The 14420-nt window shown below is 73.6% G+C and carries 13 protein-coding genes and 1 pseudogene; 7 read left to right on the top strand and 7 right to left on the bottom strand.

Annotated elements, in window-relative coordinates; translation table 11 throughout:
- The first annotated feature begins 258 nt into the window (after positions 1-258).
- Entirely contained in the window at positions 259-924 is a 666-nt protein-coding gene (locus tag AB0Q99_RS24375) for an HAD family hydrolase (RefSeq protein ID WP_363575130.1), read from the top strand.
- Positions 925-993: 69 nt separating this feature from the next.
- On the opposite strand, the gene AB0Q99_RS24370 is transcribed toward AB0Q99_RS24375, so the two are convergent.
- On the bottom strand, positions 994-1815 hold the full coding sequence (locus AB0Q99_RS24370; RefSeq protein ID WP_363575128.1) for a hypothetical protein: 822 nt from the start codon (positions 1813-1815) through the stop codon (positions 994-996).
- A 72-nt stretch (positions 1816-1887) separates the two neighbouring features.
- Between AB0Q99_RS24370 and AB0Q99_RS24365 the strand changes: the two genes are divergently transcribed.
- On the top strand, positions 1888-2196 hold the full coding sequence (locus tag AB0Q99_RS24365) for a cupin domain-containing protein (protein ID WP_363575126.1): 309 nt from the start codon (positions 1888-1890) through the stop codon (positions 2194-2196).
- 63 nt (positions 2197-2259) lie between these two features.
- On the opposite strand, the gene AB0Q99_RS24360 is transcribed toward AB0Q99_RS24365, so the two are convergent.
- The 3 genes and pseudogenes from AB0Q99_RS24360 to AB0Q99_RS24350 form a co-directional block, all read right to left on the bottom strand.
- A complete protein-coding gene (locus AB0Q99_RS24360) occupies positions 2260-2955 on the bottom strand; it encodes an aspartate/glutamate racemase family protein (RefSeq protein WP_363575124.1) in 696 nt (231 codons plus the stop codon).
- Between the two features lie 54 nt (positions 2956-3009).
- Complete coding sequence (locus tag AB0Q99_RS24355; RefSeq protein ID WP_363575122.1) at positions 3010-4863, bottom strand: CocE/NonD family hydrolase; 1854 nt, start codon at positions 4861-4863, stop codon at positions 3010-3012.
- 166 nt (positions 4864-5029) lie between these two features.
- Positions 5030-6016 (bottom strand): annotated as a pseudogene (locus AB0Q99_RS24350) (hydrolase); the annotation flags it as partial.
- Positions 6017-6252: 236 nt separating this feature from the next.
- Here AB0Q99_RS24350 and AB0Q99_RS24345 point away from each other — a divergent pair.
- Positions 6253-7443 (top strand): HoxN/HupN/NixA family nickel/cobalt transporter, encoded by a 1191-nt coding sequence (locus tag AB0Q99_RS24345; protein ID WP_363575120.1) that lies wholly within the window; start codon positions 6253-6255, stop codon positions 7441-7443.
- 124 nt (positions 7444-7567) lie between these two features.
- On the opposite strand, the gene AB0Q99_RS24340 is transcribed toward AB0Q99_RS24345, so the two are convergent.
- Positions 7568-8503: an SGNH/GDSL hydrolase family protein gene (locus tag AB0Q99_RS24340; RefSeq protein ID WP_363575118.1), complete on the bottom strand. Its 936-nt coding sequence runs from the start codon at positions 8501-8503 to the stop codon at positions 7568-7570.
- A 336-nt stretch (positions 8504-8839) separates the two neighbouring features.
- Here AB0Q99_RS24340 and AB0Q99_RS24335 point away from each other — a divergent pair, with 336 nt between their 5' ends.
- Positions 8840-10495 carry an FAD-binding dehydrogenase gene (locus AB0Q99_RS24335; RefSeq protein ID WP_363575116.1) on the top strand — a complete coding sequence of 552 codons (1656 nt, stop codon included), beginning with the start codon at positions 8840-8842 and terminating at the stop codon, positions 10493-10495.
- A 61-nt stretch (positions 10496-10556) separates the two neighbouring features.
- Here the strand turns inward: AB0Q99_RS24335 and lepB are convergent, their stop codons facing one another.
- Positions 10557-11201, bottom strand: coding sequence for a signal peptidase I (gene lepB, locus AB0Q99_RS24330; RefSeq protein WP_363575114.1), 645 nt, complete (start codon positions 11199-11201; stop codon positions 10557-10559).
- A gap of 115 nt (positions 11202-11316) precedes the next feature.
- Here lepB and AB0Q99_RS24325 point away from each other — a divergent pair, with 115 nt between their 5' ends.
- The 3 genes from AB0Q99_RS24325 (at position 11317) to AB0Q99_RS24315 (ending at position 14023) form a co-directional block, all read left to right on the top strand.
- Positions 11317-11745, top strand: coding sequence for a (2Fe-2S) ferredoxin domain-containing protein (locus tag AB0Q99_RS24325; protein WP_363575112.1), 429 nt, complete (start codon positions 11317-11319; stop codon positions 11743-11745).
- A 148-nt stretch (positions 11746-11893) separates the two neighbouring features.
- Entirely contained in the window at positions 11894-12145 is a 252-nt protein-coding gene (locus tag AB0Q99_RS24320) for a hypothetical protein (protein ID WP_363575110.1), read from the top strand.
- A 210-nt stretch (positions 12146-12355) separates the two neighbouring features.
- Positions 12356-14023: a metallophosphoesterase family protein gene (locus AB0Q99_RS24315; protein WP_363575108.1), complete on the top strand. Its 1668-nt coding sequence runs from the start codon at positions 12356-12358 to the stop codon at positions 14021-14023.
- Between the two features lie 64 nt (positions 14024-14087).
- Here AB0Q99_RS24315 and AB0Q99_RS24310 read toward each other — a convergent pair whose 3' ends face one another.
- On the bottom strand, positions 14088-14420 hold the full coding sequence (locus tag AB0Q99_RS24310) for a YnfA family protein (RefSeq protein WP_363575106.1): 333 nt from the start codon (positions 14418-14420) through the stop codon (positions 14088-14090).

Genomic DNA, 14420 nt, shown 5'->3' with positions numbered 1-14420 from the left:
CGGGCCAGACGGTCACCGTGAAGTTCACCGGCACCGAGGACTCCTCGCTGCAGACGAGCTTCGTGATCGACGACACCTCCGTCCAGACCGGCTGACGCCACCCGGCGGCGCGGCACCCACGGCCAGCCGTGGGTGCCGCACGCCCCGGACCCGGTGGCCCCGGGGCCGGGCCGCGCGGACGTCCGGCACAGCGTTCCGCACGGGCACAGCCGTTGGTCTCGCTCCGGTTCCGCACGGACACCGCCGTATGCTGATCGGATGATCAAGCCGATTGAGCTGGTGATATTCGACTGCGACGGCGTCCTGGTGGACAGCGAGGTGATCGCCGTACGGGTGGTGGCGCAGCTGGCGGCCGAGCTGGGCTGGCCGCTGACCGCGGCCGAGGTGGTCGAGCGGTTCGTCGGGCGTTCGGAGGCGGCCAACCACGCGATGGTCGCCGAGCGGTTCGACGAGGAGACCGCGACGCTGTTCGACAAACGCTTCCGGCAGCTGCACGCCGAGGCCGTGGACACCGGGCTGACGCCGGTGGACGGCCTGCCGGAAGCGCTGGACGCGATCACCCTGCCGACCTGCGTGGCGTCCAGCGGCACGCACGAGAAGATGCGTCACACGCTGGGCCGGACCGGGCTGTACGAGCGCTTCGCCGGGCGGATCTACAGCGCCACCGAGGTCGGGCGCGGCAAGCCCGCGCCCGACCTGTTCCTGCACGCCGCGCGGAGCATGGGCGTGGACCCCGCCGCCTGTCTCGTGGTCGAGGACAGCGGGCCCGGCGTCCGGGCCGCCCGCGCCGCCGGGATGCGCTCGCTCGGCTACGCGGGCGGCGTCACGGCGGCGGAGCGGCTGGCCGGGCCGGACACGGTCGTCTTCCACGACATGCGCGAGCTGCCCGGGCTGATCGCCGCCGGCGCGGTTCACCAGGGGTAGGTGCCGCCGCCCTCGGCGCCGAGGAACCGGCCGGTCGCCCGCGCCCGGCCGGCGCCCACGTCCGGCCGATCAGGCCTCCCCGGCGGGCAACCGCCACTCGTAGGGCCACAGTTCGTCCTCCCAGCCGGCCGAGGCGGCCAGCTCGGCGGCCGCCCGCGGGGTGCGCAGCAGGCAGCGGTTGCGCAGCAGTTCGCGACGCTCGGCGGGGGTGAGCAGACGTTCCTCGGGGGTCAGGTCCCGGTAGTGGCCGAGGTCGGGGCGGCCGTCGACCGAGCCGTCCTCGGCGACGTTGAGGTGGTCGCCCTCCGGGGTCCGGTAGTCGAGCCGGAAGTCGGTGCGCCACTGCGAGTTGCCGCCCCAGCCGTGGGACAGGTCGTGGGTGGTCCGGTCGGCGCGGCGGAACGTCCAGTAGAGCGGGAAGCGGTCGGCCACCCCGCGTTCGGCGTGCGCCGCACCGGCCCGGATCCGCACCCCGGCGCGGACGAACAGCAGCTCGCCCAGCGTCAGCCCCGGTCGGCGGACCTCCAGGAGCTCGATCGGGGCCTGCGGATCCTCGGCCTGCTCGACCTCGACGATCTCGTGCAGGAAGGGGTCGAAGGGCCCGGCGCCGTCGAACGGGGTCATCCCGAGGCCGGTGAACAGGAGCAGGTGGCAGGGCGGTTGCGGGTCGAGCAGCAGGACGTCGGCGACCCGGCCGAGGGCGTAGAGCTCCTCGACCAGGGTCGGTTCGTCGCGTGGTTCGTCGGCCCACCAGGCGGTGGCGTGGACGGCGGCGGTGCGCAGGCGCTCGCGGTAGTCCGGGGTGGCCGCCCGGTTGAGCCAGTGGTCGACGTCGGCCTCGTACGGTCCGTCGTGGCCGAGCAGTTCGTGGTACAGCGTGCGTGCGCTCACCGAAGCGATCATGGTGAGGTTTTACCGAACGGTCAACCAACTGTCCGGCCGGGGTGGGTAACGTCCGGGGCCATGAGCGTGGTCGATGTGAACGAGCGGGCGGCGCGGCTTCCCGAGGCCTGGCGTTCCCAGGTGCTGGGGCGGGTCGGGACGGCGGCGGTGAAGGTGCTGCGGATGGACGGGCGGGAGCTGGAGCCGGAGGTGCACGGGACGGCGGAGGTGCTGTTCGTCGCCGAGGGCCGCCTCGAACTGATCCTGGACGGCGAGGAGTCGACCGTCCGCTCGGGGGAGTTGCGGGTGGTGCCGGCGGGTGTGCGGCACGCGGTGCGGGCGGGCAGCCGGGGGACGCTGCTGATCGTGGAGGTCCCGGAGGCGGCCTGACGTCGGCCTCGCCCGTGAACCGGGGAGGTCCGGCACGTGCCCCGCGGGAGACCCCCTTTCCCGTCACCGGTCGGCGAGGGCGGCGGCCACCGCGGCCTCCGCGTGCAGCCGGGCGGTGGGGAACACGGGGACCGGGCTGTCCGCCTGCCGGACCAGCAGTTCGATCTCGGTGCAGCCGAGGACGATCCCCTCCGCGCCCGCCGCCACCAGGTCCGCGATCACCCGCCGGTACGCCGCCCGGGACTCCTCCCGGACCACCCCGACGCACAGCTCCCGGTAGATCACCCGGTGGACCAGCGCGCGCGCCTCGGCGTCCGGGACCAGGACGTCGAGGCCGCCGGAGGCCAACCGGCCGCGGTAGAAGTCCTGTTCCATGGTGAACGCCGTCCCGAGCAGCCCGACCCGGCGCAGCCCCGCGGCCCGTACGGTGGCCGCGGTGGCGTCGGCCAGGTGCAGCAGGGGGACGGAGACCGCCGCCGCCACCGCGTCGGCGACCTTGTGCATGGTGTTGGTGCAGATCAGCAGCAGCTCCGCGCCCGCCGCCTGCAACGACCGGGCGGCCCCGGCCAGCACCTCCCCGGCCTCCTCCCAGTGCCCGGCCGCCTGCAGTTCCTCGATCTCGGCGAAGTCGACCGAGTACAGCACGAGTCGGGCGGAGTGCAGTCCGCCGAGGCGGTCGCGGGTGAGCTCGTTGATCAGCCGGTAGTACTCGGCGGTGGATTCCCAGCTCATGCCGCCGATCAGGCCCAGGGTCTTCATGCGGTCATTTATAAGCCCGGTCGGATAATTACGGCAAATCTATAAGTATATCTTTCATGGGCTCTTTCTGGGCACCCGGTGCTGCCACTCGCGGGTGAACACCACCGACCCGGCCTCCAGCGCCCGTAGCTGCACGATGCTGAGGAAGTGCCCGGCGTCGCAGCGCAGTTGGGCGCGGGTCTGGACGGTGACGTCCCAGCCGATGTCGGGGCGCTCCAGCCGGACGGTGCGGTCGGTGCGGGCCTGGGCGCTGAGCGGGGCGTCGGAGAGGACCCGGTAGGCGGTGACGGTGTGTTCGTCGCGGACCAGGCCGTCGGGGTGGGTGCGGGTCCCGTCGTCGGCGGGGGAGAGCTCGGTGCGCCACTCGTGCCGGCCGATGTCGTGGACGGTGAGGTGCTCGGGCCGGGCGGTGAGCGGTTCGGTGAGGTGGACGTCGAGCGGGTCGGGCAGCGCGGGGGTCTCCAGCACGACGGGGGCGGCGCCGACGTCGGCGGCGAGGTGGCGGACGGGCAGGCTCAGGGTGGAGCGAGACGGGTCGAGGGCGTACCCGGTGGCCTCCGCCGGGGGCCACACCCACGGCCAGTAGACGGAGGAGAAGGCGAGCCGCAGTCGGTGCCCGGCCGGGACGGTCCGGGCGCAGGCCGCGAGCTCCACCTCGACGTCCGGCCCGTCGGCGACCAGCACGCCCCGGGTGATCAGCGTCGAGGTGCCGTCCGGGCCGACCGCGCAGAGCCGGACCGCCACCAGGGGAGCGGGCCCGCCCTCCCGCAGCCGCAGCCGTACGGTCGGCGCGCCGAGCAGCTCGACCGGCTCGGGCAGCGGCTGGGAGTCGAAGCAGACCGAGCGGCCGTCCTCCTCGCGCTGGTCCGGCGGCTGGTCGGCGGGGCGGCCGCGCGGGACGTAGGCGCCGGCGTTGAGGCCGGTGTGCTGCGGGGAGCGGACGCGGACGTAGCGGTCGTCGGAGGCGGTGCCGGCGGTGCGCAGCGGCCCGTCGAGGCCGTAGTGGATCTCGCGGACGTCGGGGGAGGGCCAGGAGTCGTCGCCGGTCCAGCGGGTGCTGATCCAGCTGCGCAGGGCGGGTTCCCTGGTGGCGCCGGTGTCGGCGCCGCGCAGCCAGTGGTCCCACCAGCGCAGCGTCTCGGGCAGCGCGTCCTCGGGCAGGCCGTGCGGCCAGGGGCCGATCAGGGCGCGCGCGGTGGGGGACTCGGCGAGCAGCCGCAGCACGAAGGAGCAGGACGGGTCGCCCCAGCCGGCGATCGCGAAGGTGGGGACGGGCACCGGCACGGTGGTCTCCCCGGCGGCGAGCCAGGTGTCGACGGGCGGTTCCAGGGACTCCAGGCGGGTCAGCCAGCGGCCGCGCCAGGCGTCGCCGACGTGGCGCGGGTCCGGCGGCAGGGCGGCGTCGGCGACCAGGGCGGTGAGCCGGGTGTGCAGGTCGGCGGCGAGCACGGCGCCGCCGAGCCGGTGGCCGCCCTCGGGGCAGGCGATGACCGCGGCGCCGACGGTGTCCGGGGTCCGGGCGGCGAGGCGCAGCGCGGTGGTGCCGGCGGCGCCGACGCCGAGCAGGCCGACCCGGCCGCTGGACCAGGGGCGGCGGGCGAGCCAGTCGACCACGGTGGCGCCGTCGGCCAGCTCCTGTTCGCCGCCGGGTTCGCCGGGGACCCCGCCGGAGTTGCCGTGCCCGCGGGTGTCGACCCGCAGGGTGGCGTAGCCGTGGCCGGCGTACCAGGGGTGGCGCCGGGCGTCCTCGGCGGCGGTCCGGTCGGTGAGGCGGTCGCCGGAGTACTCCAGCAGCGCGGGGACGGGCTCGTCGGCGACGGGGCGCCACAGGCGGGCGGCCAGGTGGGTGCCGTCGGGCAGCGGGATGCGGACGTCCTCGCGGGTGGTGTGGAAGGGGTAGGACGGCATGGCCGCTCCCATCGGGTCCCGGGCGGGGTGGGGGCCGGCGGGCCCGCGGCGCGCAGGCGGTACGGGTGTCGCTCCGTACGGCGTGCGCGCCGCGGGCGTCGGCATTCCGACCCTAGGGGAGGAACCGCCCGTTTTCCTGATGAGTGCGCCCCGGCGGTTACGCCTTGCTCAGCCAGGCGGTGGCGTTCAGGGCGAGGGCGGCGTCGGTGCCGGCCGGGTCGTCCCAGCCGTCGTAAAGGGTGTTGCCGGACTGGCCGGTGCCGTCGTCGACCGGGGAGCTGTCGCCCCAGACGGCGACCCGGCCGGAGCCGAAGGTGCTGGTGACGAAGAAGGCGCCGGTGGTGCCGCTGTAGCCGGTCCGGTAGACCAGGCCCTTGACCGACGGGTTGTCGGCGGGCTTGAGGGTGAAGGTGGTGCCGTTGCGCAGGATCGAGCCGGTGACGGTGCCGAAGGACCCGTGCAGGACGGGGTCGGTGGCGTCGTTGACGGCGCGCGGGTTGTCGGTGGTGATGTTGAGCAGGTCGACCGAGAAGCCGAACGGGTCGCTGTTGTCGACCCCGTTGTTGGTCAGCAGGTCGTTGATGATCTTCGGCGAGTCCCAGCCGTCGTTGTTGCGGTCGCTGTTGTTGTGGTCGGAGATCAGGAAGAGCCCGCCGCCGTTCTGGACGAACTTCATGATCGCGGTCTTCTCGGCCGCGCTGAACCGGATGTTGGGTTCCGGGACGACGAAGGTGTCGAAGTTGGCGAGGTCGAGCGCGCCGCCGGTGCCGTAGCCGATGGTGGAGCCGGCCGGCAGGGTCTTGAGGCTGTACTGGCCGGTCCGCTGCAGGGCGACGCCCCAGGCGGACAGCGCGCCGGTCCAGCTCTTCTCGGTGGTGGGGTTGGCGTTCTGGGCCAGCGGGTCGGGCTGGCTGGTGCTGATGATCCAGTCGGCGTTGCCGGCGGTCTCGGCCTTGCTGTTGTCGAACAGCACTCGGTGCGGGGCGGTGTCGGCCGGGCGCGGCGTGGTGGCCGACGACCGGGCGGCCGAGGCCGGGGTGGCGGTGGCGGTGGTCGAGGCGGTGGCGGCGGGGGCGAGGGTGGTGAGCCCGGCCGCGAGCAAGGCCGCGCCGGAGCGGGCCGCGACGGTGCGGATGCGGATGCGGATCATCATGTGCCGTTCCTCCGTGGGGAGTCGAGGTGTTCGGCGCCCGATTTTTCGCGCGTGGAACGGGAGTATCCGCGCGTAGAGCGGCCGGAGGTAGTCCCGGGAGGTGACGGTCTGCTGTACGGAGCGTGATGATCTCGGGGTGGGGGAAGGCCAAGCTGTAATTGCGCATGACTTGCAACTGCGCGCGTCCAGGCGGAAAGATGGCCCGGCTCTCCCCGCTCCACCGAAAGGACACCACGATGACCGCCCCTCGCTGGCGCGACCGGCTCACCCGTGAGGAGTGGATCCGCCTGGCCGGAATGGGCGGGTTCATCCTCGCGCTGCACGTCATCGGCTGGTTCACCCTGCTCGCACTCGTCGAGCCCGAGCACTACACCGTCGGCGGCCAGGTGTTCGGCGCGGGCATGGGCCTGACCGCCTACACCCTGGGCATGCGGCACGCCTTCGACGCCGACCACATCGCCGCCATCGACAACACCACCCGCAAGCTGATGGGCCAGGGCAAGCGGCCGCTGTCGGTCGGCTTCTGGTTCTCGCTCGGGCACTCCTCGATCGTCTTCGGCCTCTGCGCGCTGCTGGCCCTCGGCATCCGCTCGCTGGCCGGCCAGGTGGAGTCCGACGACTCGACGCTGCACGAGATGACGGGCCTGATCGGCGTCACCGTCTCCGGCACCTTCCTGCTGCTGCTCGGCCTGATCAACCTGGGCGCCTTCAACGGCATCCTCAAGGTCTTCCGCAAGATGCGCGAGGGCGAGTACGACGAGGCCGAGCTGGAGCGCCAGTTGGAGCGCCGCGGGCTGATGAACCGCATCCTCGGCCGGGTGACCAGGGCCGTCACCAAGCCCTGGCACATGTACCCGGTGGGCCTGCTGTTCGGCCTGGGCTTCGACACCGCCACCGAGGTGTCCCTGCTGGTGCTGGCGGGCGGCGCGGCGGCCTTCTCGCTGCCCTGGTACGCGCTGCTCACGCTGCCGGTGCTGTTCGCGGCCGGGATGAGCCTGCTGGACACCATCGACGGCTCGTTCATGAACTTCGCCTACGAGTGGGCCTTCTCCAAGCCGGTCCGCAAGATCTACTACAACCTGACCGTCACCGGGCTGTCGGTGCTGGTCGCGCTGGTCATCGGCTCGATCGAGCTGATCGGCCTGCTCGGCGAGAAGCTGGACATCACCAGCGGGCCGATCGCCTGGGTCGGCGGGCTGGACCTCAACTTCGTCGGCTACGCGATCGTCGGGCTGTTCGTGCTCACCTGGGCGGCGGCGATCGCCTACTGGAAGTTCGGCAACGTCGAGGAGAAGTGGTCGGCCGGGCTGGCCGCCGCCGCCTCCGCCTCCGCGTCCGCCTCCGCGTCCGCCGCCGCCTCCGCCTCCGCGGCCGCCTCCGCGGCCGCCTCCGCGGCCGCCGCCCCGGCCGCGGCCAAGTCCGAGTAGCGCCCGAGGCCGGGACGCTCCGGGGACGGTCCGGGGACGGTCCGGGGACGGACCGGGGACGGACCGAGGGGCCGGCGACCGGGGCCTGGTCGCCGGCCCCTCGGGGCTTCCCGGGGGCGTGCCGCTAACGCAGTGCGGCGAGCACCGCGTCCGCCATCGCCTTCTCGCCGGTCGCGTTCGGGTGGAACGGCACGGCCGGCGAGCCGGGCAGCGCGCCCTCGATCCAGCGGTCGTCCGAGCAGGCGTCGTGCCCGGCGGTCGGCGTCCGGGTGTCCACGTAGACCGCGCCGTTCGCCGCGGCGGTGGACTCGAGCATCGCGTTGAGCGCGCCCAGCGTGCGGTACAGGTACGGGACGTCGCGCGGCGCCAGGGGCTGGCGCAGTACGCAGGAGGAGCCGTCGGCGGGCAGCACGGACGGGTACCCGACCAACAGCACCTTGGCCCGGGGGGCCTTGGCGTGGATGCGCCGCAGCGCGTCGGCGAGCTGCGGGCGCGCGGCGTCGATCCGGTCGGCGAGGTCGTCCTCGCCGTACTGCCAGGACCAGCTGCTCCAGTCCCAGTGGCCGTGGTTGTAGACGTCCTGGCAGGGCGTGCCGAGCGGGTTGACCACCGCGCCCGCGACGCAGGTGGCGATCACGTCGCCGATCCCGAGGTCGCTGGTGCCGAGGTCGTTGCCGCCGATCCCGAGGGTGACCAGGTCGGTGTCGGGGGTCAGCGCGTCCAGCTGGGGGTCGTTGACCTTGAGGAACAGGTCGTACTGGGGCTGCGTCATCGCCTTGATCTTGGCGGCTGAACAGGTCACGTCGGTGTAGGCGCCGGCCTTGAGGGCGGCGGCCACCAGGTGGCCGTAGTTGCGGTCGGAGCGCAGGCAGAGCCCGGCGGACTGGCCGGGCACGCCGGCGCCCGCGGCGTAGGAGTCGCCGAGCGCCACGTAGTGCTTCGGGGCCGGTGTGGCGGCCTGCGCGGTGGTGGAGGTGAGCGCCAGGGCGGCACCGAGGGCGACCGCGGCGAGCGCGGTGGAATTGCGGAGGTGCCGGGATTTCCGGGCAGGGCGGAGCACGGTTCCTCCTGGGGGAGAGAAACGACGGGTGGGGGTCGTGCCGAGCCGGGCCACAGCTACTCGCAGGTAAGTTACTGCCAGGTTTCGCGGCCGTCCATGGTTTGCGCGCAATTTGCCGAAATTCCGTCAGATGACCTCCGGCGGCATTTCGCATTCCGCTCCACCGCGTATCGGAGGTATTTCCGAAACGCCGTGGAGCGGAATGCGCGCACGCATTCGTCACCGGAGGGCCGACCGGTGGTTGACCGGACGTCACCGCGGGCCGCAGTATCGGGCGCACCGCGACGACGCGCCCGCCGGCCCGTCGCCACCGCGAGCCGCGACGGAGGACTGCGCATGGCCCTGGACGCCGACGTCATCGTCATCGGAGCGGGACTCGCCGGCCTCGCCGCCACCGCCGAACTCGCCGACGCCGGGCGGAAGGTGATCCTGCTCGACCAGGAACCGGCGGCCTCGCTCGGCGGACAGGCGCACTGGTCCTTCGGCGGCCTCTTCCTGGTCGACTCGCCCGAGCAGCGCCGGCTGCGGATCCGCGACTCGCACGCCCTGGCCTGGCAGGACTGGCTCGGCACGGCCGGCTTCGACCGCCCCGAGGACGCCTGGCCGCGCCGCTGGGCCGAGGCCTACGTGGACTTCGCGGCGGGCGAGAAGCGGGCCTGGCTGCGTGGGATGGGCGTGCGGTTCTTCCCGGTGGTCGGCTGGGCCGAGCGCGGCGGTTTCCTCGCCGACGGGCCCGGCAATTCGGTGCCGCGCTTCCACATCACCTGGGGCACCGGCCCCGGGCTGCTGGCGCCCTTCGTCCGCCGGGTCCGCGCCGCCGCCGCGCGCGGACTGGTCGACCTGCGCTTCCGGCACCGCGTCACCGGGCTGGCCGCCACCGCGGGCGCCGTCGACACCGTCATCGGCGAGGTGCTGGAGCCGAGCCCGGCCGCCCGGGGCGAGGCCGGCTCCCGGGAGGTCGCCGGGCACTTCGAGCTGCGCGCCCAGGCCGTGGTGGTCGCCTCCGGCGGCATCGGCGGCAACCACGACCTGGTCCGGGCGGCCTGGCCCGCCCGGCTCGGCACCCCGCCCGCCAAGCTGCTCTCCGGCGTGCCCGCGCACGTGGACGGCCTGATGCTGGGGATCGCCGGCGCGGCCGGGGCCAGCCTGATCAACGGCGACCGGATGTGGCACTACACCGAGGGCATCGAGAACCGGGACCCGATCTGGGCCCGGCACGGCATCCGGATCTTGCCCGGCCCGTCCTCGCTCTGGCTGGACGCGCGCGGCCGACGGCTGCCCGTCCCGCTCTTCCCCGGCTTCGACACCCTCGGCACGCTCGAACACATCATGTCCACCGGGTACGCGTACACCTGGTTCGTGCTCAACCAGCGCATCATCGAGAAGGAGTTCACCCTCTCCGGCTCCGAACAGAACCCCGACCTGACCGGGAAGTCCGTGCGCGGCGTGCTCGGCCGGGCGCTGCCCGGCGCCCCCGGCCCGGTCCGGGGCCACCTGCGGCACGGGCGGGACTTCGTGGTCGCGGGCAACCTGGCCGACCTCGCCCGGGGCATGAACGCCAAGACCCGCGAACCGCTGATCGACCCGGACGGGCTGCGCCGCACGGTCGAGGAGCGCGACCGGCAGCTGGCCAACCCCTTCGCCAAGGACCTCCAGGTCACCGCCATCCACGGCGCCCGCCGCTACCTCGGCGACAAGCTCGTCCGCACCGCCGCCCCGCACCGGATCCTCGACCCGGACGCCGCCCCGCTGATCGCCGTCCGGCTCAGCATCCTGACCCGCAAGTCGCTGGGCGGGCTGGAGACGGACCTGTCCGCGCGGGTGCTGCGGCCGGACGGCGAGGTGCTGCCGGGGCTGTACGCGGCGGGCGAGGCCGCGGGCTTCGGCGGCGGGGGCGTGCACGGCTACCGCTCGCTGGAGGGGACGTTCCTGGGCGGCTGCCTGTTCTCGGGCCGTACGGCGGGGCGGGCCGCGGCGCGCGCGGTCGGGTAGCGGCCCGCGTCCGGGTGCCGGTCCGGCACCGGCGGCTGGGCGGCGGGTGACCGCCGGGCCGTCAGGCCGTGCGGCGGCGGGTGGCGGTGACGACCGAGGCGATCAGGCCGCCCAGGCCGAGCAGCGCGCCGAGCGCGACCAGCGCGGCGGCGCCGACCAGCTTGCCGGGCAGGTCCGGCGCGTCGGAGCCGGAGTGCCAGACCACCCGGTGCCCGGTCAGCCGGGCCAGCTCGACGGTGCCCTGCTGCCCGTCCCCGGTGCTGAGCCGGGAGTCGACGGCGTCCGCCCGCCGGTCGCTCATCAGGAAGGCCCGACCCGGCGGGACGGTGACGTCGAAGTCCAGGTAGCAGGTGTGGACCTGGCGGGCGGCCGGTTCGTCCGGCGGCTCGCCGTTCAGGGTGAGCCGGCCGCCGGCGCAGGCGATGCGGTCCCCGCCGAGGGCGGTCACGCGGGAGGCGACGAGGTGGTCGAGCATCCAGGGGGAGTCGGCGAGGTAGATGTCGCCGCGCCTGACGTCCGCGGCCGCGACGCGGTCGGTCAGGATCAGGTCGCCCTGCCGCAGGACCGGATTCATCGTGTCGCCCCCCATCGGGTGGGCCGAGTACCCGCCGGAGCCGATCACGGCGAACCCGGCTGCCGCGCACAGGAGCCCCACGACCCCCGTGGCCACCGACACCCCCAGGGCCCGGCCCCTCCGCTTCGGCATCCGTCCGCCCCTCCCGCCGTGCGTACGCATCCTAAGGGCCTGCCTGGCGCCCCCTGACCGGCGGGTACAGTGCCGGTGCAGAGCGCGCCGCCGACCACGAGGGGTACCAGAACCGATGAGCCGCCGAGACCGCGACCGCGACGGCGCCCGGGACCGCGACCGGAAGCGGGGCGCCGCCTCCCCGGTGACCGTCACCGTCTGCCGCGGCTGCTGCTGCGGCACCGAGGCGAAGCACCCCGGGGTGGACCACGCGGGGCAGTACGAGCGGCTGCGGACGGCGGTGGGCCCGGCTGGCCGGGTCCGCGCCGTCACGTGCCTGGACGTGTGCACCCAGTCCAACGTGGTGGTGGTCGGCCCCTCCAGCGAGGGCCGGGCCGCGGGCGGCCGGCCGGTCTGGCTCGGCTTCGTGCTGATGGACGAGATGATCGACGACATAGCCGCCTGGGTGCGCGCGGGCGGCCCCGGCCTCGCCGAGCCGCCCGGCCTGCTCGACCTCCAGCTGATCTCGGTCTCCCGCCGGGTGCGCGAGGGCCTGCCGGAGTAGCCGTCGCGGCCCGACGGTTCCGGCCTGACGGTTCCGGCCCGGCGGGAGCCCCGACCGATCGTCAGATCACCGTCTCGGGGTGGCCCGGGGCCCCGAACCACTACCATGACCGGTGGCGTCGAGCCGTTCCGTGCGAGGGAGGAAGACGATGACGACGGTCTGCCGCATCTGCGCGGGCACCGGCCGGACCGCCGGCCTCAGCTGCCGGACCTGCCAGGGCACCGGCACCACCGAGGTGGGCGGCGGGGGAGGCAACTGCTTCCTGTGCGACGGCACCGGGGTGTACGTGCGCTACCGGGTGGACGCGGGCGGCGCCAAGCACGGCTACCGGGACGAGATCTGCCGCACCTGCGACGGCACCGGCAACCGGGCCACCACGCAGTGGGACGAGCCCTCCTGACCCTCCGGAGTCCCGCCCGTCCCGGCGGGAGCGCCGCCGATGCCCCCTCAGGCGACCGGGCCGGTGGGGGCCATGATCCGGTGTCCGGCGGGCGTGGACACGCCCTTTGCCAAGCCATGGTCGAACATTGGCGTTCGAATGGGGGATGCGCTGCGGCCCGTTCACCGCGCGTCCGTGTGCGATCCACGATCCGCTGACAGAGTCCCGCGCATGGATATCCCCAACATGGGCGTGCCGGCCAAGCTTGCCGACCGCATGAGCATGGCCGAGCAGCACGAGTACCTGCGGGCCCGTTTCTCCCGCCGCCGGATGCTGCGCGCCGGTGCCGTGACCGTCGGCGCCGTCGCCGTCGGCGGCGCCCTGGGCAGCGGCACCGCCTTCGCGGCGCCGGCCGGCCCGCAGCTGCTGACGGGTGGCACGACGGACGGCATCGACGGCGCGCTGGTCGCGCCGATCGGCCGCCACCTCCAGTTCGGCCCCGAGCCGGACACCCAGTTCCGCGTCTCCTGGCAGGTCCCGGCGCCGGTCAAGAAGCCGTTCCTGCGCTTCGGCAAGCACCCGTGGGAGCTCAGCCACAAGGTCCAGGCCGAGGTCCGCGCCCTGCACACCCCGGCGCTCACCCCCACCAGCCAGCCGGTGGACCAGTACTACCTGCACGTGGCGCTGGAGGACCTGACCCCGGACACCACCTACTACTACGGTGTCGGCCACGAGGGCTTCGACCCGGCCTCGCAGCAGCAGATCTCCACCCTGCACACCTTCCGCACCGCGCCCGCCCGCGACCACCGCTGGGGCAAGGTCTACGAGCCGTTCACCTTCACCGCCTTCGGCGACCAGGGCGTCAGCGCGCACGCGGCGGGCAACGACCACATCATCAAGGCCCAGAAGCCGGCCTTCCACCTGCACGCCGGCGACATCTGCTACGCCGACCCGGCGGGCTCCGGCACCGACCCGGACAAGTCCGTCTACAACGCGAAGACCTGGGACGACTTCCTGGTCCAGACCGAGACGGTCGCCGCCGAGATCCCGTGGATGGTCGCGTACGGCAACCACGACGTCGAGGCCTGGTACTCGCCCAACGGCTACGGCGGCGAGAACACCCGCTTCTTCCTGCCGAACAACGGCCCGGACCCGCGCAACGTCCCCGGCGTCTACACCTTCCGCTACAAGAACGTCGGCGTCATCTCCCTGGACGCCAACGACGTCTCCTACGAGATCCCGGCGAACCTCGGCCTCTCGGCGGGCAAGCAGACCACGTGGCTGGAGCGCACCCTCAAGGACCTGCGCAACGACGAGACCGTCGACTTCGTCGTGGTCTTCTTCCACCACTGCGCCTTCTCCACCACCGTCGCGCACGCCTCCGAGGGCGGCGTCCGCGAGGCCTGGGTGCCGCTGTTCGAGAAGTACCGGGTGGACCTGGTCATCAACGGCCACAACCACATCTACGAGCGCACCGACGCCATCCTGGGCAACAAGGTCTCGAAGCAGGTGCCGAGCGGCGCCACCATCGAGCCCGCGAAGGACGGCGTGGTCTACGTGACCGCGGGCGCGGCCGGCCGCAGCCTGTACAAGTTCGACGTGCCGGACACCTACGAGGGGCACGAGAACCACCAGGACGAGGTCAAGACCTACTACTGGAGCAAGGGCCGGGTGAAGACCCCCGAGACCATCCAGTGGTCGCGGGTGCGCTACACCGGCTACTCCTTCATCAAGGTCGACGTGACCCCGGCCCACCTGGGCCAGAAGTCGGTCATGAAGGTCACCGCGCTGGCCGAGGACGGCACGCAGATCGACAACTACTCGATCCTGCGCAAGGTCGGCGAGGGCTGGGACTCGAACAGTGACGACGACGGCGAGGGCGGCGGCTGGGGCTGGTAGTCCCCGGCGGTCGTGACGGTGCCCCGGTGTCGGATCCTCCTCCGACACCGGGGCACCGGTGCGTTCAGCGCCTGGGGCCGTACATGATGACGGCGACCCCGGCCAGGCAGACCAGCGCGCCCGTGACGTCGTAGCGGGTCGGCCGGAAGCCGTCCACCAGCACGCCCCAGAGCAGCGAGCCGGCCACGAACACCCCGCCGTACGCGGCCAGCACCCGGCCGAAGTGGCTGTCCGGCTGCAGCGCCGCGACGAAGCCGTACGCGCCGAGCGCCGCCACGCCCAACCCGGCCAGCCACCAGGGCCGTTGCTCGCGCACGCTCTGCCAGACCAGCCAGCAGCCGCCGATCTCGGCGAACGCGGCGAGGACGAACAGGGTGATCGAGCGCAGGACGGTCAT

The sequence above is a fragment of the Kitasatospora sp. NPDC086791 genome (assembly GCF_040685975.1).
Taxonomy (GTDB): domain Bacteria; phylum Actinomycetota; class Actinomycetes; order Streptomycetales; family Streptomycetaceae; genus Kitasatospora.
Note: the sequence above shows the minus strand (reverse complement) of the source record. Positions and strands in the feature narration are given on the sequence as shown.